Genomic DNA, 19,142 nt, shown 5'->3' with positions numbered 1-19,142 from the left:
TAATAAAAACCCCTGCACATTAAGTTGCAGGGGTTTTTATCATTGGCCTAATGCTTTTGCGTCCCAACTTTTTGACAAGATTCACATTTACCATAAACTTCCATTCGATGATGACTGACGTCAAATCCGGTAACCTGTTCAGCTAGAGATTCAACTTCGTTCAGTGGTGGATAATGGAAATCAACAATTTTACCACAGGAATCACAAATAATGTGATAGTGGTCAGATGTGTTGCAGTCAAACCTACTGGACGAATCTCCATAAGGTAACTCTCTAACAAGTCCAATTTCTTTTAAAACGCGTAGATTATTGTATACGGTGGCTACACTCATATTAGGAAATCTTCCTTCAAGTGCTTTATATATATCGTCTGCTGTTGGGTGAATGATGGAATTAAGAAGAAATTCAAGAACCGCATGACGTTGCGGTGTAATCCGTACGCCTGATTCTTTTAATGTACCAATAGCTTCACGTAGTTTTTGTTCAGACATCGTCATGCACCTCACTTTCATTTATAATTAATTGCATTTACTACTATTATTACATTGTAATTACTATAATTAGTGTACCTGCTACAATGGTCATCTGTCAATAAAAGTATATGCAATTAAATCTATCTTAGCATCTATTCACCGATTTTATAGAACCTATACATCCGCTTGCAAAGGAATTTCTTCTCCCCCTAAGCTATGATTCACGTACCTTGCTGCTACAAATAGAAAGTCAGAGAGTCGATTCAGATAAGATACCACTAACGGATTGGTAATTTCATCTTCAAGTCCAACTGCAGTTCGCTCTGCTCTTCTTGTTACAGTACGAGCAGTATGCAGGGCACTTGACGTGCAATGACCAGATGGAAGGATAAAGTTTTTTAACGGTGCTAGTTCTTTGTCCCACTCGTCAATTTGATTCTCCAGCTCCTGGATATATTCATCTTTTAATTTCCATTTCACTTCTTTATCACTTGGTGTAGCAAGTTCTGCCCCAACATGGAAGAGTATTGTTTGCACACGGTGCATTACTTTTAGGAAGGATTCCTTTTCTCCCCACTCTTCCTTTTCCAGGAAACTTAGCGCAAGACCGATCATCGAGTTTGCTTCATCACATGTCCCATAGGCCTCTACACGTAAGTCGTTTTTCGATACACGTTGTCCATATATTAATGAGGTTTTACCCTTATCACCAGATCTTGTATAAATTCGCATCATTAATACCCCCTTGTAATATCAATCCTGTTTATAAAGTTTGTTCCATTCTGTCTATAAGTATGAAGGTTTTGTTCAAAAATTTCTAATGCTCGTATTTGATAATTAGGTGTCAGCCCAGACAAATGTGGTGTAATTGTAATATTTTCTTCCAACCAAAGCGGATGCTCAGCTGGCAGTGGTTCCTTTTCAAACACATCCAGTATTGCGTGTGCAATCTCCTTGGATTGAATGGCTTCCAGGATAACCTCACCTGATACAGCACTACCCCGTCCCATGTTTAGAAATACAGCATGATTCGGTAAGGATTCAAAATGCTCCTTTGTAAAAAATCCCTTTGTTTCAGGTGTATTTGGCAAGACTGATATAATAAAGTCCACTTCCGGCAACAGAGTTTCCATTTCGTGTGGTCTCACACTTTTATCAAAAAACTCAAGTTCTCCCCCACTTCTGGATACGCCATACGTTTGCATACGAAATGCTTTTGCTAAACGGGCAACTTCTTGTCCAATTGCTCCAGCACCTACCACTAACATTGTTTTACCTGTTATCTCTTGTGCACGAACAGTACGGTCCCACTTCTGATTTTTTTGGTTTTCCAGCAGTTGTTTTGTTTGTTTAGAAACCTGGAGAATGTGTGATATCGCATATTCCGCCATTGGAATCTTATGGATACCTCTGGCATTTGTTACTAAAATATCCCTTTTACTAATAGCAGTAAATGGCATCTGATCTAATCCCGCAGATATTACCATAATCCATTTCAGATTTTTTGCATTTTCAATCATTACATCTGTTAAATCTTCACCGTATGTTACAAGCACTTCCGCTGTAGCCAAGTGCTCTTCTGCAGCCCCCATATTATCGCAAAAAACAAACGTTTCGTCTGTAAAAAGTTGTTTCAACTTGTCTCGGTGAGGTGCTGTTATTTTGGCTGAAAAAATAATGTTCAACTTGCTTCCTCCTCGTACACGCGTATATGTAGTTATACTTTAATTCTTGGTCAAATGACAAGACAGCCCGCTATAAACAAGGGGACTGCCTTCATTAACTATAGACTTTCACGAATAAATGTTAATGCATCTTCAACATGACCCTTAACACTTACTTAACGATATTCTTTTTGTAGTTTTCCATCTTTATCAATAATAAATGTCGACCTTTCAATACCGTAATATTCCTTGCCAAAGTTTTTCTTTAGCTTCCACACGCCATATTCATCAGCAACTTTATGTTCTTCATCAGCAAGTAATAAAAAAGGTAGATCGTGTTTATCAATAAACTGTTGATGCCTATCGACTGGATCTGGGCTAACCCCTATTATTACTGCGTCAAGATCCTCGAAACTTGTATAGCTATCACGAAAGTCACATGCCTCCGTTGTACAGCCTGGTGTCATGTCTTTTGGATAAAAATACAACACAACGTGCTTTCCTTTAAAATCTGTTAAACTGACCTTTTCACCTTTTTGATTTGGCAGTGTAAATGTTGGTGCTATTTTTCCTGTTTCAACTGTCATTCCAAGTCCCCCAAACGAGTTATTTCATTATTTCTACTATAGCATAGTTTCTTATTTACCCTAATCATCTTGCTTATTTTGTACAATTCGAATTACAAATGCTGTCGGTAAAATATATCCAATTAATGCCTGGATTAAAGCGATTAAACGTCCAAATCCGACTGGTGTAATGTCACCATATCCAATCGTCAGCATAGTAACACCACTAAAATAAGCAGAGTGCATTAGAGATCCCGTCACACTAACCTGCCTAAGCTCGCCACCTTCTACTAAGACAACCCTATGAAAGGAAAGAACAAAGTAAATAAGCGCAAACCCAAGAATGACAATAATGTAAACCACAAGTAAAGTATAAAATATATCCATTGAAAAATTTCGTTCATTATTGCCACTTTTAATAAAGTAGACAACACTGCCTACCATAGTTATACTAACTCCGCTAACCAACAACCATGAAACTATTGTCATCTTATCCCCTTCTTTTTATTACAATACGTCTTGTCCAAGTCGTCTATGTCATTTATTTTCTTATGCATTTGAGTTAGGATAAACACAAGCAGGAAATGCCAAAGTTTTTTTGTTAGTTAATTTGCAGGAGGAATAACAGATGAAATCTTATACTAAATCCAAAGCATTACATGAAGAAGCCTTACAACACATAGTTGGAGGTGTAAACTCCCCATCCAGAGCCTATAAAGCTGTTGGTGGAGGGGCACCGGTATATATGGAGCGTGCAAAAGGCGCATATTTTTGGGATGTAGATGGGAACAAATACATTGATTATCTAGCCGCATACGGACCAATAATCACTGGTCATGCTCATCCCCATATTACAAAAGCGATCTCTGATGCTGCTTCAAATGGTGTGTTGTACGGAACCCCGACAAAGCTTGAAAACAAGTTTGCAAAAATGATTAAAGCCGCAATCCCATCACTTGAAAAAGTTAGGTTCACCAATTCAGGTACAGAAGCTGTAATGACAACAATTAGAGTTGCACGTGCCTATACGGATCGTACAAAAGTTATTAAGTTCGCGGGTTGCTACCATGGCCATTTTGACGCAGTTCTGGTTCAGGCGGGCTCAGGTCCCGCTACTCTCGGCACACCTGATTCTGCCGGAATTCCTAAAGCTGTTGCGGCAGACGTAATCACTGTTCCTTTTAATGATCTCGGAGCTTTTGAAGAGGCAATTAAAAAATGGGGAGATGAAGTCGCAGCTGTACTAGTTGAACCAATCGTAGGCAACTTCGGTATTGTAGAACCACATGAAGGATTTCTACAGGCAGTAAATGATATAACACATAATGCAGGTGCACTAGTGATTTACGATGAAGTAATCACTGCGTTCCGCTTCACCTATGGTAGTGCGCAGCAAATATACGGTATTGAGCCCGACATGACTGCCATGGGTAAGATCCTGGGTGGCGGCCTACCAATTGGAGCATACGGAGGCAGACTCGATATTATGGAGCAGGTAGCACCACTTGGCCCTGCTTATCAAGCTGGTACAATGGCTGGTAATCCTGCGTCGATGGCATCTGGTATTGCCTGTTTAGAAGTATTACAACAGGACGGCGTTTATGAAAATTTGGATAAGCTTGGCGCTCAACTTGAAAAAGGAATTTTAGAGAGGGCAAACGAACATGGCGTCACCATTTCCTTAAATCGTTTGTGCGGCGCACTCACTGTTTATTTTGGTGAAGGTACGATTACCAATTATGATCAGGCAGAGGCAAGTGATGGTGAAGCTTTTGCTCAATTCTTCAGATTAATGCTAGAACAAGGTATTAATTTAGCTCCATCAAAGTATGAAGCATGGTTTTTAACAACGGAACATAGTGAAGATGATATAGACAACACGATTGAGGCTGTAGACTATGCATTTAAAGTAATGACTGAAAACAAGTGATTTAGAAAACTTGGCTTATCGCCAAGCCTTAATGGCGAAAGCCTTAGTTGCACTTATGCAGTAAGAAAGGATTTATACTTTCTTACCTGCAAAAAAACTCCTGTTGCAACTGCAACAGGAGTTTTCTAAATTATCCTTTAGCCAGTTCTGGCTGATCTAGATTTTGTACCTGATACAAATTGTAATAGCTACCTTGTTTTCTCATTAATTCATGGTGAGTTCCGGTTTCTTGGATTTCTCCACCAACAACTACGACAATTCGATCTGCGTGCGTAATAGTAGCTAACCTGTGAGCAACTATAAATGTTGTTCTATCTGAAGCCAACTTTTCTAATGCCTCTTGAATAGTGTGCTCACTTTCCAAATCAAGTGCTGATGTAGCTTCATCAAATATTAATATCGGGGGATTTTTCAAGAATACACGCGCAATCGCAATACGCTGTTTTTGTCCTCCAGATAATTTCACTCCGCGTTCACCAACTAGGGTGTCATACCCATGTACTAACTCCGTGATGAAGTCATGTGCATTTGCAGCCTTAGCGGCGGTGATAACCTCTTCATCAGTGGCTTCTGGATTCCCCATCCGTATATTCATAGCAATTGATTCACTAAATAATGTGTTGTCCTGCAGAACCATTCCGATGTTATCCCGCAGTGAACGAGCTTTGACATCACGAATATCTGTACCATCTATCTTAATAGAACCCTCGGTAACATCATAAAATCGTGGAATGAGGCTGATTAATGTGGATTTCCCTCCACCACTCATACCAACTAAAGCGATTGTCTCACCTCTATTCACGTTAAGAGAGACATTTTTTAGTACTTCGGGTTCATCATCACTATATCGGAAGGAAATATTTTCGATGTCTACATTTCCCTTTACATTAGAGATAGCCTTAGCGTCTTTTTTATCGACAATATCATATTTTTCATTTAAAAACTCAAATACTCGATCTATAGATGCGATTGATTGCGTTAATACAGTTGATGAATTGATCAAACGACGTAGTGGACTATAAACTCTTTCCATATAAGCTACGAACGCAACCATCGTTCCTACTGATAACCCACCATTTATAACGTGATAACCGGCATAAGCAATCACCAGCAATGGCGCTAAATCAGTTATTGTATTTGTTACTGCAAATGTCTTAGCATTCCACTTGGTATGGTTTAATGCACTATCAAGGAATTTTTCATTTCTTTTATTAAATTGCCCTTGTTCATAATCTTCAAGTGCAAAGCTTCTCGTAACTGGAACCCCTTGAACTCGCTCATGGAGGTGTCCCTGAACCTCAGCCAAGGCCTGGGAACGATCACGGGTCAAACGTCGCAATCTCCCATAAAAGTATTTGATGGAAAAACCAAATAAAGGGAATAGAATAATAGAAACCAAAGTAAGTCCTACATCCATTGTAAGCATAATACAAATTGCAATTAAAATGGTTATTATGTCTAACCATATATTCATTAAACCAGTTAGAACAAAATTCTTTGTTTGTTCGACATCATTTATTACCCGGGAAATAATTTCCCCGGTTTTTGTCTGAGAGTAAAAACGCAAGCTCAGTTTTTGTATGTGGTCGAACAGTCTATCCCTTATGTCAAACAGGATTTTATTACCTACCCATTGCGCTAAATATTGTCGAATATATTCAACCGGTGGACGTAAAATCAGAAAAATAACAAAAGCTCCACCCATAATCCATAGAAGTTCACTTGTTTTGGCACTGTCCGTCATATTTTTTTCATTAATAATATCGTCAATAATATATTTTAAAATTAATGGCATTAACAAAGGAATAGCAAACTTTACGATTCCTATGAGAACGGTCCACACTATCTTCCCTCGGTACGGTTTAACAAATTGCATATATTGCTTTATACTGCTCATTTTTATATCTTCCTCATCTATTTCTGTATTCTCGTTTTTTTCTTGTGGGGGCAAGAAAAATCCTTGCTACAGTTGTAACAAGGTTGTTGAAAAGATTCCGGACCAGTCGCCTACGCTTTTCTTTGTCTAGCTGCAGCTCCTAGCGGCTAGCAAATAGTTAGTCCTGATGAACGTACGTAAAGTTCGACGTACTTTTCACAGTCCTATCTATTTGTACGCCACTGACCAGTCGCCTACGCTTTTCTACTGTCTAGCTGCAGCTCCTAGCGGCTAGCAAATAGTTAGTCCTGATGAACGTACGTAAAGTTCGACGTACTTTTCACAGTCCTATCTATTTGTACGCCACTGACCAGTCGCCTACGCTTTTCTTTTCACCTATAGGTTAGGAATCTTTCGTACCATTGGTCGACGAATTCTGGTGAGAAGGGACCTTTTCTTTGGTGTACCCACCTTAGCAGGTAACTCATTTGTTTTTGCAGGATTTGATCAAGTACTTCTGGATACCCCATTTGTTCTCTATGTTCTTTATACTCATCTTCATCCAATAAATTATAAGTCATATCAGGAAATACTTTAACATCTAAATCATAATCAATATATTTTATACCTTCCTCATCATATACAAATGGAGAACTAATATTACAATAATAATGAATTCCGTCATTTCTTAGCATACCTATTATATTAAACCAATATTTAGCGTGAAAGTAACAAATAGCTGGCTCCCTTGTGACCCATACTCTTCCGTCACTTTCAATCACATTTGTTTTATCGTTTGCTCCAATAACTACATTTTCTGTCCGCTTTAAAACAAGGCAATTTTCCCAAACACGATGTAGTTGGCCGTTATGTTTGTAGCTCTTAATTTGAGTTTTAGAACCTGTCTCAGGACCAACCATGGTATCTTCCTTTCTTAGAAAACTAGGCTTGTCGTCAGCCTTAATGGCGAAAGCCTTAGTTGCACTTATGCAGAAAGAAAAGTTTTTATACTTTCTTTACTGCTAAAAAATCTCCTCGTCCTTTTTTTTCATTATAATGGTAACTCTAGTAAAGATAAAGACACACGCTCATATTTTGTCTCTTTTTGAAAACAAAAAAAAGAGCTTTCTTGGGAGAAGAAAGCTCTTTTTCTGAGTCAGAAAAAAACGGGGTAGGTGTATTAACTTTTATTTTGTTTGTTTTGTTGTGCTTGTTGATTTTTTCTTCTTACTTCTTGTGCGTTTGTTTCAGATGCAAATTCTGTTCCAAACTGGCCTTGACCTTGTTGACCTTGTTGACCTTGACCTTGAGCTGCTTTTTGGTTTTGTTGTCTTACTTGTTGAACATTTGTACCTGCAGCAGATTTGTTAGGTTGTTGTTTGTTAGCCATCTATATCACCTCCGCAATAATTAATTTAACCAATTTGGGAGATGTTATGCTTTTAAAATAACTGTTAATTTTAGCATGTACTGGTACAAATTAACAAACCGGTATAAATGCCGTTACATCACATATATTAAAAAGTATTATAGAGTAGAGCATACATTTTTTAAATATACTGCATCACTTTCTGGTGAGAAACTGAAAATGGATAAGAATCCATTTCTTCCTTGTTTACAAACTGTGCATCAGAGACAGCTGTTTGTGTATTGATTGAAGTTGCTTCATGCAGCTCCAACTGCCAGATGATATGGGAAAAAATGTGTTTCACTTTTCCTACTTCTCTGTTCAATTGTACTTTAATACCATATTCCTTTTCAAAGTAGTTTGGAATTTCATTAAATCCCATTTCAGATAAAGAAATCATTGGAAATTGCCATAGATTAGCCAAGAGTCCTTCATTAGGTCTCTTTTCAATTAAGTAGCTATTTTGTTTGTTTTTAATTAATAAGACAATGTAAGGAATTGTCTTTTGTTTTTTAGCTTTGGATTTTATGGGTAGTTCCTTCTCTATTCCTTCAGCAAAAGCCTGGCAATGCTGTTGAACAGGGCATAACATGCATGCAGGATTTTTGGGTGTGCAAACCGTCGCGCCAAGCTCCATCATACCTTGATTAAATGAAGAAGGATCCGTGTGAGATATAATATTTCTAATATGGTCTTCAAATATCTTTTTTGTTCTGGGTTTTGCGATGTCTTCCTGAACTTTTAGTATACGTGACAAGACACGCATTACATTACCGTCGACAGCTGGTTCAGGTTGATCATATGCAATAGAGAGAATCGCACCTTTTGTATAAGGTCCTACTCCTTTTAACGATCCAAGCTCTGATGCACTTTTAGGAACTTCCCCACCATAACTCGCAACTACTTCTTTTATCGCGTTTTGTAAGTTGCGAACTCGGGAATAGTAACCTAGACCCTCCCATGATTTTAGGACATCCTGCTCGTTTGCAGTTGCCAAATCATGGATGGTGGGAAACTTTTCAATGAATTGGTTAAAATAAGGAATAACAGTGTCTACCTTTGTTTGCTGCAGCATTATTTCAGAAACCCAAATTCTGTATGCATTTTTCTCTTTACGCCAGGGTAGATCACGTTTATTAGCTTGATACCATGTGATTAAATCATTTTGGAATTGCGATATATCAATAAGTGGCGTATTATCTTTCATATAAACACAACCTTTGTTAACACTAATTTTGGAAAACTTAAATTTTGGATAATCGGGCACAAACTTCTAAGGAGGAACTCGAATTATGGATACTGGCACCCATGTGGTCATGGGGGTTGCTCTTGGAGGACTTGCAACTCTTGACCCAGCCGTGCATAATGATCCTACATTATTTAGTGCGGTTCTAGTAGGAACAATTATCGGTTCACACGCACCTGATTTTGATACAATATTAAAACTAAGAAATAATGCAGTATATATCCGCCACCATCGAGGTATTACCCATTCCATACCAGCTGTAATTTTTTGGGGCATTTTATTAGCAGGAATTATACATTTATTTGTTCCACAAGTTAACTTTTTCCATTTGTGGCTTTGGACGTTCCTAGCAGTCATTATTCATGTATTCGTTGATATTTTTAATGCTTACGGTACACAAGCATATCGGCCTTTCACTAATAAATGGGTCGCCCATGGGTTTATTAACACATTCGACCCTTATATCTTTATCCTCCATATCGCAGGTATTGTTGCATGGATTCTCGGAGCTAATCCAGGATATACGTGGCTGACAATCTATGCAGTAATCACCCTATATTATATTAAACGGTATATGGATAAAAGGGAAATCATTAAAAAGATCGATGACCATTTTTCAGACGTAGAAAAAATTGCGACATCGCCAACCATGAAGCAAAACTTTTGGAGAGTGGCAATAACAACTACAGATAATTTCTTCGTTGGAAAAGCTGAAAATGGACATATTAAAATCGTTGATGAATATGAAAGGGTCCCATTACCTGATACAAAAGTGATTCAATTAGCTAAAAAAGATAAAAATGTATCAGCATTCCTATCATTTTCTCCAGTTTACCGTTGGGAAGTAAACGAATACGATGATTATATCGAGGTTAGATTTGTTGATCTAAGATACCGTTCAAAAGGACATTACCCTTTTGTTGCAGTCGTTCAAATAAGTGAAAACATGAGAATTATGAGTTCCTATACTGGTTGGATATTTTCTGAACAAAAGCTTCAAAGTAAGTTATTTGTTGGGGATAATCCTATTTAAAAACAGCGAGGCGACCCACTAGTCGCTCCGCTGTTATTTAATTTTATCACCGAGCATTGAAATCGGGATTGCATCTTCTTTTTCGTATGTTTCATCTAGCAAATTTATCCTATGTCCCCAGGCAAATACACCATTTATATAATTTATCTTAAAACGATGCCCAGGGTCACCTTTAATTTGGTGCGTATCCTCAGCCTTAAAATCCTCAGGGTTTAACATATATGCCATCGCTACCTGCATTTTACGTTCATTGATAGCAACTTCACTTACATTTCCCACTTGTTCGGCTTTAAGTGCTTTCTCTTTTAATTTCCCCACTTCTTCTCGTAATTGCTCTATCGAATAATCACTAAATCGAATATCCACTATTATCGCCTCCTTTACTTTCATTTTACATTTTAACAATTCTTTAGGACAATGAACATATCAAAGCTCTATATTAAAAAATATTAGGAGGATTTCACCTTGCCAAACATAGCAATAACAGGTGCTGGAAGCGGACTCGGTCGGTCTCTAGCATGTACATATGCAAAAAATGGATATACTGTTTTCTTATTAGGTAGATCAGATACAAAACTACACATTGTACAAGATGAAATAACTCAAGCTGGAGGCAAAGCCTTCATTGTCTTATGTGATGTCAAAGAACCCGCCTCTGTCAGTATTGCATTTCAACAAATTGGTAAACTGGATGTATTCATAAACAATGCAGGTATTGGTGTGTTTGGTGCAGTAAAGGAGTATACGGTTGAAAATATAGAATCTACTTTGGACACCAACGTAAAAGGAACAATATTAACCGTTCAATCCGCGTTACCACTAATCAGAAAAAGCGGCGGAAGGATGTTAACAATCATTTCAACTGCTGGACTAAGAGGAAAAACAAACGAATCTATTTATTGTGCCAGCAAATTCGCTATCAGAGGTTTTACAGAAAGCTTGCAAAAAGAATGGGAAAACGAATCATTCACTATAACAGGTGTATATATGGGCGGAATGAAAACCCCTTTTTGGGATTCCTCTTCACATGTGAAAGATACATCCTCCCTAAAGGACCCGGAAGTTGTTGCAGCACAAATTTTTAGTGAGGATGATGGACGGAACGAAATATTTATTTCATAGAAAACTTGGCTTATTCCATGCCTTAATCGCGAAAGTCTTAGTTGCACTTATGAAGAAAGAAATATTTTTACTTTCTTTACTGCTAAAGAAAGGCAGTCACAATTCCCCTATGCTGGGAGTATGTAACTGCCTTTCTTAACATCTTTTCTAGAACTCGTCCTCATCTTCGTCCCTGTCCAAAAACTTATTAATTAAATCAATCCCAAAACCTTTTCGATACAAGCCCTCTTTCACCTTGTTACGGAGCGCATACCCTGAAGACTTTGTTTTGTGTTTACGCAACAACTTTTCACCCTGACTAATGATGGCTGTCCATTCCGCGTCGTCATCTTTTTCGTCACCAAGACCTGAAACCGCTTCTTTTATAACATCCTGTTCAAAACCTTTTTGCATAAGTGTTACTTGAAGCTGTTGTACTTGTTTTTTAAAAGAGTCCCTTCCTTGTTTATTCATCTTTTTATCTATCCATTTTTCTATTTTCTCCATTTGTACATCGAAGGTATATTCCTTAATAGCCTCACTGGCAATTGTTACTGAAACACCTTTTTCGATTAATTCTTTTTTTACTAACATTGGACCTTTAATAGATGTCTGGATTCTTGTTCGAACAAATGAATCAGCAAACATACGATCATCTAGCAACCCTTCCGTCAGGAGACGATCCATTATTTGCTTAATATGTTCCTCATCAACTTCTTTTTTCACTAAGTAATCGTGAATTTCTTTTTTTGTTCGCATTCGGTAGCTTAAGAAATTAATTGTTAGGGTATATGATTTATGTAGATCATCTTTTTGGATTAATTCATCAATCATGGAATCTTCCAATTCAAGATTCTTTTGAAGCTTGTACTCAATTAGAACGGCTTCATCAACACTAAAGCCATAGTATTCGTCGTTGCCATCATCCAAAAAGATATTATAGCGATTCTTACGTTTTTTCTGCGTGGTGATTCGGGTAATTTTTTTCAATGTACTCTCCCCTTTTTTTAATAATAACATGAATTTTTTTACCAATCACCACAGTAAGAATCAAAAACTTGCATATAATAAAGAAAAGCGGAGCAGGCTTGCTCAGAGACGACAAGCATAGACAAGAGACCGTAAAGCACATGGGCTACGTGCTTGGAGTGTCTATTGACTATGTCTCGAGTCTCTAGCCTGCGCAGCTAGACAATAAAGAAAAGCGAAGGCGACTGTTCTGAAGCAGACGCATAAGCAAGAAACCGTAGAACGCATGGTTTAAGCGTTCGAAGTGTTAATTGCTTATGACGGCAGCTTCAAGGAGCCGTAGCTAGACAATAGAAAAGCGGAGCAGGCTTGCTCAGAGACGACAAGCATAGACAAGAGACCGTAAAGCACATGGGCTACGTGCTTGGAGTGTCTATTGACTATGTCTCGAGTCTCTAGCCTGCGCAGCTAGACAATAAAGAAAAGCGGAGGCGAGTGGTTAGTGGCGTACAAATAGATAGGACTGTGAAAAGTACGTCGAACTTTACGTACGTTCATCAGAACTATCTATTTGCTAGCCGCTAGGAGCCGAGCTAGACAATAAAGAAAAGCGGAGCAGGCTTGCTCAGAGACGACAAGCATAGACAAGAGACCGTAAAGCACATGGGCTACGTGCTTGGAGCGTCTATTGACTATGTCTCGAGTCTCTAGCCTGCGCAGCTAGACAAAAGAAAAGCGGAGGCGACTGGTCTTTCACTTTTAATTTATAGCTGTTTTCAAAAAGATAATTGTTTTTGACACAATATCTATAAAATGCGAACTAGTGAAAGTTTCTTTAGCCGCCGTTCCGGCAGAATACTTCGCTTTCCGCGGGCACGGCCTCAGCCTCCTCAGAAGCAAAGAACGCTTCTTCCGGGGTCTGCGGACTCGCGCTGTTCCCGCAGGAGTCTTCGTATTCTGCCTTCACTAGGATTCCTATGTTTTCGCGGGGTTTTTCACCTTGTACAGTAAGCTAAACTAAGCTGCGTAAAAATGCGAGACCCCAGTGGGAAAGGAACGAGGCCACTGAAAAAGCGGTGGATTTTAAAAATTTAACTTTCCACCTCAACTTAGCATCTTGAATATACGTAGACTCCTGCGGGAAGTAAGAGATCGACGAGACCCCGCAGGACGGCAGTCCGAGGAGGCTCGGCACTCTCCCGCGGAAAGCGAAGTATATTCGAAGATGCGACGGTAGATCGACACATTTTGTACCATATTTAAGTTTTTCAGCGGCCTAGGAAAAGGAACAGTCTGAAGACCCCGCAGTGAGCGGTTTTTGCTACGAGGAGGCTGAAGTGTTCCCCACTGAAAGCGAGTGTTTTTTAAGCAGCGCTGGAGCAGCACCAATTTTGTAAAGCTTGGTAGAAACTAGATACAGCAGTTATTTCGCATTTTGTATCAACTACGAGTGTGACAGAGCAACAAAACTTATGCAAAGAATCAATTTTGTATTCATTAATTTCACTAAATATCTTGATTGGAGTTGTTCGCATTGAATATATTGATCACAGGTGGTACTGGATTTGTAGGTTCACGCTTAACAGAAAAATTAACAAATGAAAATCATCATGTATACATACTAACCCGCTACCCTGACAACTATGAAAACACAGAACTTATCACACATATTTCTTATCAACACTATGTAAGGGATTTGCCAACAATCCATGCTGTAGTGAACCTTGCCGGTGACTCACTTTTCGGATACTGGACCACTGACAAGAAGACTAACATTATGAAGAGTAGAACAGAAATTACACAGCATGCAGTTGAAATGATGCAGCAGATGGAGAAGAAACCAGAAGTATTTATTAGTGCCTCAGCAATTGGATTTTATGGTACAAGTGAAGATATTATTTTCACAGAAAAAACTACAGAACACGGTGATGATTTTCTTGCACGTGTTGCACTTGCCTGGGAAACAACTGCAATGCAAGCTGCAGATGAACTGCATATACGCACTGTTTGCACTCGTTTTGGTGTGATCCTTGGTGAAAAGGGTGCATTGCCCTACATGACTTTACCAATAAAATTATTCGCTGGCGGTAAAATTGGCAGCGGGGAACAATGGATGTCATGGGTGCACGTAGAAGATGTGGTGGATTCCATTAATTTTTGTATCAGAAATAATCATTTGGTAGGTCCTGTTAACATCACAGCACCTAATCCAAAACGTAATAAGGAGTTTACGAAGGTTCTGGCAAAAGTACTAAAACGACCTTATTGGTTTACGACTCCTTCCCCAGTAATTCGCACAGCAATCGGAGAAATGAGTGAACTGATGACAAAGGGGCAATACGTTTTACCTGGAAAGTTAGAGGAACAAAATTACCAATTTTCATATCCACATTTGGAAGATGCACTACGTGAAATTAACCTTCACAAAAAGCCCAAAAAAAAATCTCAAATTGACTAAAAAAATGATTCACATTTTAATTAAATCTGTGTAAAATAACAGTAATGAGAAATAAATTGTCTAGGGAAGGCAAATGGTGCGCCACCAGTGTTTACTGGTCCTAGTGGGTTCGATTCCCACCCCGAATTTTTGTTGATCGCTAAATAAAAATTCGAGGGTGGGGCCACCATGTTTTTTTGAGCTACCCACCTTACTATAAGGAGGGTATTTTTTATGCTTAAAAAACGTGATTTACACGAAGCACCAGCACTATTTGATTTGCTATTACACCCAGAGGTTTTCCCTTATGTGAGACATAAAGCAGAAACAAGTGATGAATATTACTTTGTTACAAAACAAACAATGGAAGCAGAAGAACAAGGAGAATTAATTTCTAGAACCATTCTAGATGAATTCCACCAACCTATTGGAACTATAAATCTATTTGATATACAACAGCAACATGGATTCTTGGCAACCTGGATTGGGCAGCCTTATTTCGGTAAAGGTTACAACAAACAGGCTAAAGAACTGTTTTTTGAGGAACTATTTTTTCAGCATGATATAAGAGGAATCTTTATGAAAATACGGAAGACAAATCAGCGTTCATTAAAAGCGATATTAAAGATTCCGTATGTATCTCTAGCTAATGAACTTTATCCTGATGTATTTCAAGCAATTAATTTTGAAAACGATGTTTATGAATTATTTATCATTTCAAAAGACCATTATATGTCTTACCAGCAATTTCTTATCCCCACTATTATGGAAGATGGGGAAGAGGTTTCCTAAATTATGTATAATTTAACGCTTGATAAGCCATCATACTAATAGAAAAGAGGGATTTTCTATGGTAAAAGGCAAATCAAAAGTTGAAAATAAGAATGCAATTGGTTACCTAAACAAAACACAAGAGGTTTTGTATCAAAAAGAATTTAAACGTGCTAATAATGTTTATGATCAGCTTAGTCACAAAAACAATCGATCTTAAAAAATCGGTTGTTTTTTTTATGACTAGCTTTAGTAATTTATAATGGTTATCCACATTAAAGCACTCATTGTGGATATAATTTAAGAAGCAGCATTAAATCAACAATAATTATGCATAGTTTGATGTTAGTAACTTTTAAAAAACTTGTGAATTAGGTGGATAAATTCAAAAAACGTTGTTATTAGTTGTTCAGGGATGTGGATAAGGTTGTGGATTGTTTAATCTAGCTTATCTACTCATCATCAACAAAAATTTCTAACCCAAAACATAAAAATACATTGCCAAATTCAACCTCTTGTTATACTATATATATAACAGTTAACACAAAGAAAGAAGTGAATTTATGGAGGAATTGTTAAACGAAATAAACTGGGCGGTTATTGCACCTATTCTTATTATTCAAGCAATCTTACTTACCGTTGCATTAGTTGACCTAGTCCGGATCAGCAAAACAAATGGTCCTAAATGGGTATGGTTACTCGTTATCTTATTTGTAAATATTATTGGTCCTATACTATATTTTATCTTTGGAAGGAGACCCCATTAAATGTCCTTGCTTACCGTAGAAAACCTTTCAAAAAATTACGATGGAAAACCTGCTGTAAAACCTGTAAGTTTTCAGTTTGAAGCTCAAAAATGTATTGCTTTAATTGGACCAAACGGAGCTGGTAAAACCACAATATTACGTTCGCTGTCGGGTTTGCTGAAGCCAAGTACAGGTTCAATTACTTTTCACAATATGAAGCCAAAGGAGGATATACGGCATTATATCGGCTATCTCCCACAGTATCCTTCCTTCCATACTTGGATGACTGGAAAAGAATTTTTAGTTTACGTTGCAAAACTGGCCTTTATTAAACCGTCTGAAGCAGAGGAGCGTGCAGATTCATTACTAGCACGTGTTGGCCTGGAAGATGCAAAGAATCAACGAATCGGAAAATATTCAGGTGGTATGAAGCAACGATTAGGGATTGCCCAAGCAATTATTCATAAACCAAAACTTTTATTACTTGATGAACCTGTTTCATCACTTGATCCAATCGGTAGACGTGAGGTTCTAACCTTGATGGAAGAATTAAAAACAGATATGACGATTCTTTTTTCTACTCACATTCTGAGTGATGCAGATAAAGTTAGTGATGAGCTGTTACTTTTGCATCAAGGACAAATTGTTGAAGAGGGTTCGATGGATTTCCTTCGTTCCAAATACCAAACATCTAAAATAGAACTTACATTTTCAAATGGAACTAAAACCTATAAATCAAAAATAGAAAGTCTGAAATTTGTTCAAGAATGCTATATTGAAAAAGAGATTATCCATGTTGTCTCCAGTGATATCGCGTCAGCCCGAAGTGAAATTTTAGCGGCTGTGTCAAAAGATAATTGGCCATTATCTACTTTTTCAATTAGCCGAACGACGCTAGAAGAAATGTTTATGAAGGCGGTGAGCTCCTAATGCAGTGGATTACTTTATTTAGAAAAGAAACTCTGGAAAACTGGCGTAATTTTAAATGGATATGGGTACCTCTCGTCATGATCCTAATTGCTTGTATGGATCCTGTTTCAACCTATTATTTACCACAAATCATTGATGCTGTCGGCGGTATGCCTGAAGGCGCTGTAATTAATTTACCTGAATACAATCCAAGTGACATTATCTTTATGAGCCTAAGCCAATTCAGTAGTCTCGGTGTCTTAATAATCGTGTTAATGTCTATGGGATCTATAGCAAGTGAAAGAAAAAGCGGTGTTTTAGAACTAATATTAGTAAAACCTGTATCCTATAAGAACTACATTACAGCGAAATGGATGTCACTTTTATTACTGGTTTGGTTATCGTTTATACTTGGAATGCTTGCTAGCTGGTATTACATCAACCTACTATTTGGTGGGATGCCATTTTCTAGCCTTCTTTATGTGATCCTTTTTTATGGACTTTGGTTAACATTAGTAGTTACCTTATCCATATTTTATAATTCACTAGTAAAAACTCCAGGTCTTGTAGCCTTTTTGACTATATTAACTATAATGATCATGTCAATTATCACAAAAATATTTGCGCAATACTTGGAGTGGAGCCCTTCTAACCTTTCAGGACACATCCAACAATTGCTTGCAAAAAATGAAATTCCTGTTGACCTCCTTGGTAGTACTGGGATAACTATTTTGATGATAATTCTGTTACTTACTGGATCCATTTACACATTCAAATCAAAAGAATTAGCAAACTAGAAATGGCTGGGTACATATTAACTGTACCCAGCCATTTTATTACTCTATTGTGATTTTGCGAATTAATCCCCAAGATAGTAAGTACAGTATTGCACTAATCCCTGATTAATACTATCGACCTAACAACCATTATAAAAAGTATAACAGATAAAAAAAGAGCTCGGCGATTCCCGAACCCTTCAGCTTCTCTCTTTAGCTATCCCACTCATTGGACTTTTTTCTGTCCAGAGATAATAATCAAATCCATTTGTTGAAATCGTGATCGTTCCAAATACAGCAGTGGAATAAATTAGAGAATTTACTTTGTACAGGTTTTGAATAACCCGACCTACAGGGTGCCCATAGTCATTTTGTTTACTATATGTGATTATGGCAACTTTTGGTCTGACCTTTTCTAAAAATTCAATAGATGTACTTGTTTGACTACCATGATGTGCCACTTTTAAAAACTCCGCCTGTAAATCCTCGTTCTTTACTAGTTGTTGTTCCTGCTCTTTCTCAACATCACTCATAAACAGGAAATCCATTTCTTTATACGTAACTTTTAATGCAATAGATGATTCGTTGTTGTTTTTAAAAGGCTCATACGTATTCAATACCTTAATATCTAACACAGGATCCAATTTAATGACTTGATTCTTTTTAGCAATTTCAACAGGTATTTTTTGTTTGCCTATTTGATTAATATATCTGCGGTAGGTTTTCGTAGTATAAAGCTTACCAGAGTCGAGAATCTTATCGATATTGATGGATTTCATTAACTTGGGCAGGCCACCAATATGGTCAATATCCGGATGTGTCACCACTAACAAATCAATGCTAAGGATATGTTTCTTTTCTAGCAAATCCAGTATTTTATTACCTGAATCTGGTGTTCCACCATCAATCAGAATCGTCTTATTAGAGGGAGTTTGGATCAAAATACTATCTCCCTGTCCAACGTCAATGAAGTGTACATCCATTGTTTGTTGTTCACTACTAAAGGCAATAATGGGTTGACCATTAAGCAATAAAATAAGAGAAAATGTAATTAAATACCTTAGACTTCTCATGAACAACATCCTTTCTAAAAAATTATGTAGTAATTGTATTGTGGAATGGGTTGAGGAAATCAACCGTTATCCCGACAGCACTTTTTTAGTTTCTCTCTTTTGCCTGCCAATTATGAGTAACATTTATTAGAAAAAGAACTCTTTTGAAACAGCAAAGAGAAAAT

21 protein-coding genes are annotated in these 19,142 nt (G+C 37.6%); 9 read left to right on the top strand and 12 right to left on the bottom strand.

Features of this window, described 5'->3' with window-relative positions:
* Nucleotides 1-47: 47 nt before the first annotated feature.
* The 5 genes from perR to ACOI1D_RS08635 all read right to left on the bottom strand — a co-directional run bounded on the left by perR (nucleotide 48) and on the right by ACOI1D_RS08635 (nucleotide 3,192).
* The gene (gene perR, locus ACOI1D_RS08655) at nucleotides 48-491 is read right to left on the bottom strand and encodes a peroxide-responsive transcriptional repressor PerR (RefSeq protein ID WP_422500866.1); all 444 of its coding nucleotides are present in this window, start codon (nucleotides 489-491) and stop codon (nucleotides 48-50) included.
* Between the two features lie 156 nt (nucleotides 492-647).
* Entirely contained in the window at nucleotides 648-1,205 is a 558-nt protein-coding gene (locus tag ACOI1D_RS08650) for a cob(I)yrinic acid a,c-diamide adenosyltransferase (RefSeq protein ID WP_422500864.1), read from the bottom strand.
* A gap of 2 nt (nucleotides 1,206-1,207) precedes the next feature.
* Complete coding sequence (locus tag ACOI1D_RS08645; protein ID WP_422500863.1) at nucleotides 1,208-2,158, bottom strand: D-2-hydroxyacid dehydrogenase; 951 nt, start codon at nucleotides 2,156-2,158, stop codon at nucleotides 1,208-1,210.
* Between the two features lie 155 nt (nucleotides 2,159-2,313).
* Entirely contained in the window at nucleotides 2,314-2,724 is a 411-nt protein-coding gene (gene bcp / locus ACOI1D_RS08640) for a thioredoxin-dependent thiol peroxidase (RefSeq protein WP_422500862.1), read from the bottom strand.
* A 60-nt stretch (nucleotides 2,725-2,784) separates the two neighbouring features.
* Nucleotides 2,785-3,192, bottom strand: a complete 408-nt coding sequence (locus ACOI1D_RS08635; protein WP_422500861.1) for an ion channel — start codon at nucleotides 3,190-3,192, stop codon at nucleotides 2,785-2,787.
* A 139-nt stretch (nucleotides 3,193-3,331) separates the two neighbouring features.
* Between ACOI1D_RS08635 and ACOI1D_RS08630 the strand changes: the two genes are divergently transcribed.
* Nucleotides 3,332-4,633, top strand: coding sequence for a glutamate-1-semialdehyde 2,1-aminomutase (locus ACOI1D_RS08630; RefSeq protein ID WP_422500859.1), 1,302 nt, complete (start codon nucleotides 3,332-3,334; stop codon nucleotides 4,631-4,633).
* Between the two features lie 130 nt (nucleotides 4,634-4,763).
* Here ACOI1D_RS08630 and ACOI1D_RS08625 read toward each other — a convergent pair whose 3' ends face one another.
* The 4 genes from ACOI1D_RS08625 to mutY all read right to left on the bottom strand — a co-directional run bounded on the left by ACOI1D_RS08625 (nucleotide 4,764) and on the right by mutY (nucleotide 9,124).
* Complete coding sequence (locus ACOI1D_RS08625; RefSeq protein WP_422500857.1) at nucleotides 4,764-6,530, bottom strand: ABC transporter ATP-binding protein; 1,767 nt, start codon at nucleotides 6,528-6,530, stop codon at nucleotides 4,764-4,766.
* Between the two features lie 371 nt (nucleotides 6,531-6,901).
* Complete coding sequence (locus ACOI1D_RS08620; RefSeq protein WP_422500855.1) at nucleotides 6,902-7,429, bottom strand: DUF402 domain-containing protein; 528 nt, start codon at nucleotides 7,427-7,429, stop codon at nucleotides 6,902-6,904.
* Between the two features lie 260 nt (nucleotides 7,430-7,689).
* Nucleotides 7,690-7,899, bottom strand: coding sequence for a gamma-type small acid-soluble spore protein (locus ACOI1D_RS08615; protein ID WP_422500853.1), 210 nt, complete (start codon nucleotides 7,897-7,899; stop codon nucleotides 7,690-7,692).
* A gap of 160 nt (nucleotides 7,900-8,059) precedes the next feature.
* Nucleotides 8,060-9,124 (bottom strand): A/G-specific adenine glycosylase, encoded by a 1,065-nt coding sequence (gene mutY / locus ACOI1D_RS08610; protein WP_422500852.1) that lies wholly within the window; start codon nucleotides 9,122-9,124, stop codon nucleotides 8,060-8,062.
* An 85-nt stretch (nucleotides 9,125-9,209) separates the two neighbouring features.
* On the opposite strand from mutY, the gene ACOI1D_RS08605 reads away from it, so the two are divergent.
* Nucleotides 9,210-10,196 carry a metal-dependent hydrolase gene (locus ACOI1D_RS08605; RefSeq protein ID WP_422500851.1) on the top strand — a complete coding sequence of 329 codons (987 nt, stop codon included), beginning with the start codon at nucleotides 9,210-9,212 and terminating at the stop codon, nucleotides 10,194-10,196.
* Between the two features lie 33 nt (nucleotides 10,197-10,229).
* Here the strand turns inward: ACOI1D_RS08605 and ACOI1D_RS08600 are convergent, their stop codons facing one another.
* Nucleotides 10,230-10,562: a YfhH family protein gene (locus tag ACOI1D_RS08600; RefSeq protein ID WP_422500850.1), complete on the bottom strand. Its 333-nt coding sequence runs from the start codon at nucleotides 10,560-10,562 to the stop codon at nucleotides 10,230-10,232.
* 99 nt (nucleotides 10,563-10,661) lie between these two features.
* Between ACOI1D_RS08600 and ACOI1D_RS08595 the strand changes: the two genes are divergently transcribed.
* On the top strand, nucleotides 10,662-11,318 hold the full coding sequence (locus ACOI1D_RS08595; protein ID WP_422500849.1) for an SDR family NAD(P)-dependent oxidoreductase: 657 nt from the start codon (nucleotides 10,662-10,664) through the stop codon (nucleotides 11,316-11,318).
* A 147-nt stretch (nucleotides 11,319-11,465) separates the two neighbouring features.
* Here ACOI1D_RS08595 and recX read toward each other — a convergent pair whose 3' ends face one another.
* Entirely contained in the window at nucleotides 11,466-12,287 is an 822-nt protein-coding gene (gene recX / locus ACOI1D_RS08590; RefSeq protein WP_422500848.1) for a recombination regulator RecX, read from the bottom strand.
* A gap of 1,513 nt (nucleotides 12,288-13,800) precedes the next feature.
* Between recX and ACOI1D_RS08585 the strand changes: the two genes are divergently transcribed.
* The 6 genes from ACOI1D_RS08585 (at nucleotide 13,801) to ACOI1D_RS08560 (ending at nucleotide 17,926) form a co-directional block, all read left to right on the top strand.
* Nucleotides 13,801-14,724 (top strand): TIGR01777 family oxidoreductase, encoded by a 924-nt coding sequence (locus ACOI1D_RS08585; protein WP_422500847.1) that lies wholly within the window; start codon nucleotides 13,801-13,803, stop codon nucleotides 14,722-14,724.
* 213 nt (nucleotides 14,725-14,937) lie between these two features.
* A complete protein-coding gene (locus tag ACOI1D_RS08580; protein ID WP_422500845.1) occupies nucleotides 14,938-15,495 on the top strand; it encodes a GNAT family N-acetyltransferase in 558 nt (185 codons plus the stop codon).
* 58 nt (nucleotides 15,496-15,553) lie between these two features.
* Entirely contained in the window at nucleotides 15,554-15,694 is a 141-nt protein-coding gene (locus ACOI1D_RS08575; protein ID WP_422500844.1) for a YfhE family protein, read from the top strand.
* A 343-nt stretch (nucleotides 15,695-16,037) separates the two neighbouring features.
* Nucleotides 16,038-16,241 carry a PLD nuclease N-terminal domain-containing protein gene (locus tag ACOI1D_RS08570; protein WP_422500842.1) on the top strand — a complete coding sequence of 68 codons (204 nt, stop codon included), beginning with the start codon at nucleotides 16,038-16,040 and terminating at the stop codon, nucleotides 16,239-16,241.
* Nucleotides 16,242-17,150, top strand: a complete 909-nt coding sequence (locus ACOI1D_RS08565) for an ABC transporter ATP-binding protein (protein ID WP_422500840.1) — start codon at nucleotides 16,242-16,244, stop codon at nucleotides 17,148-17,150.
* Complete coding sequence (locus ACOI1D_RS08560) at nucleotides 17,150-17,926, top strand: ABC transporter permease (protein WP_422500839.1); 777 nt, start codon at nucleotides 17,150-17,152, stop codon at nucleotides 17,924-17,926. The genes ACOI1D_RS08565 and ACOI1D_RS08560 overlap by 1 nt, the downstream gene beginning before the upstream one ends.
* A 179-nt stretch (nucleotides 17,927-18,105) precedes the next feature.
* Here ACOI1D_RS08560 and ACOI1D_RS08555 read toward each other — a convergent pair whose 3' ends face one another.
* On the bottom strand, nucleotides 18,106-18,978 hold the full coding sequence (locus ACOI1D_RS08555) for a ComEC/Rec2 family competence protein (protein ID WP_422500838.1): 873 nt from the start codon (nucleotides 18,976-18,978) through the stop codon (nucleotides 18,106-18,108).
* Between the last annotated feature and the right edge of the window lie 164 nt (nucleotides 18,979-19,142).

Origin of the sequence: Virgibacillus sp. DJP39 (assembly GCF_049310925.1) — a bacterium.
GTDB lineage: Bacteria > Bacillota > Bacilli > Bacillales > Amphibacillaceae > Virgibacillus_F.
The sequence above is the reverse complement of the archived record's forward strand: the minus strand, read 5'-3'. Positions and strand labels throughout refer to the sequence as shown.

Excerpts from the sequence above, each read along its gene's own strand:
- ACOI1D_RS08615 (WP_422500853.1), bottom strand. The coding sequence starts at position 7,899 with ATGGCTAACAAACAACAACCTAACAAATCTGCTGCAGGTACAAATGTT.
- ACOI1D_RS08605 (WP_422500851.1), top strand. The coding sequence starts at position 9,210 with ATGGATACTGGCACCCATGTGGTCATGGGGGTTGCTCTTGGAGGACTT.
- ACOI1D_RS08560 (WP_422500839.1), top strand. The coding sequence starts at position 17,150 with ATGCAGTGGATTACTTTATTTAGAAAAGAAACTCTGGAAAACTGGCGT.
- ACOI1D_RS08630 (WP_422500859.1), top strand. The coding sequence starts at position 3,332 with ATGAAATCTTATACTAAATCCAAAGCATTACATGAAGAAGCCTTACAA.
- ACOI1D_RS08565 (WP_422500840.1), top strand. The coding sequence starts at position 16,242 with ATGTCCTTGCTTACCGTAGAAAACCTTTCAAAAAATTACGATGGAAAA.
- ACOI1D_RS08580 (WP_422500845.1), top strand. The coding sequence starts at position 14,938 with ATGCTTAAAAAACGTGATTTACACGAAGCACCAGCACTATTTGATTTG.
- ACOI1D_RS08575 (WP_422500844.1), top strand. The coding sequence starts at position 15,554 with ATGGTAAAAGGCAAATCAAAAGTTGAAAATAAGAATGCAATTGGTTAC.
- ACOI1D_RS08620 (WP_422500855.1), bottom strand. The coding sequence starts at position 7,429 with ATGGTTGGTCCTGAGACAGGTTCTAAAACTCAAATTAAGAGCTACAAA.
- ACOI1D_RS08650 (WP_422500864.1), bottom strand. The coding sequence starts at position 1,205 with ATGCGAATTTATACAAGATCTGGTGATAAGGGTAAAACCTCATTAATA.
- mutY (WP_422500852.1), bottom strand. The coding sequence starts at position 9,124 with ATGAAAGATAATACGCCACTTATTGATATATCGCAATTCCAAAATGAT.
- bcp (WP_422500862.1), bottom strand. The coding sequence starts at position 2,724 with ATGACAGTTGAAACAGGAAAAATAGCACCAACATTTACACTGCCAAAT.
- ACOI1D_RS08555 (WP_422500838.1), bottom strand. The coding sequence starts at position 18,978 with ATGAGAAGTCTAAGGTATTTAATTACATTTTCTCTTATTTTATTGCTT.
- ACOI1D_RS08570 (WP_422500842.1), top strand. The coding sequence starts at position 16,038 with ATGGAGGAATTGTTAAACGAAATAAACTGGGCGGTTATTGCACCTATT.
- ACOI1D_RS08635 (WP_422500861.1), bottom strand. The coding sequence starts at position 3,192 with ATGACAATAGTTTCATGGTTGTTGGTTAGCGGAGTTAGTATAACTATG.
- perR (WP_422500866.1), bottom strand. The coding sequence starts at position 491 with ATGTCTGAACAAAAACTACGTGAAGCTATTGGTACATTAAAAGAATCA.
- ACOI1D_RS08625 (WP_422500857.1), bottom strand. The coding sequence starts at position 6,530 with ATGAGCAGTATAAAGCAATATATGCAATTTGTTAAACCGTACCGAGGG.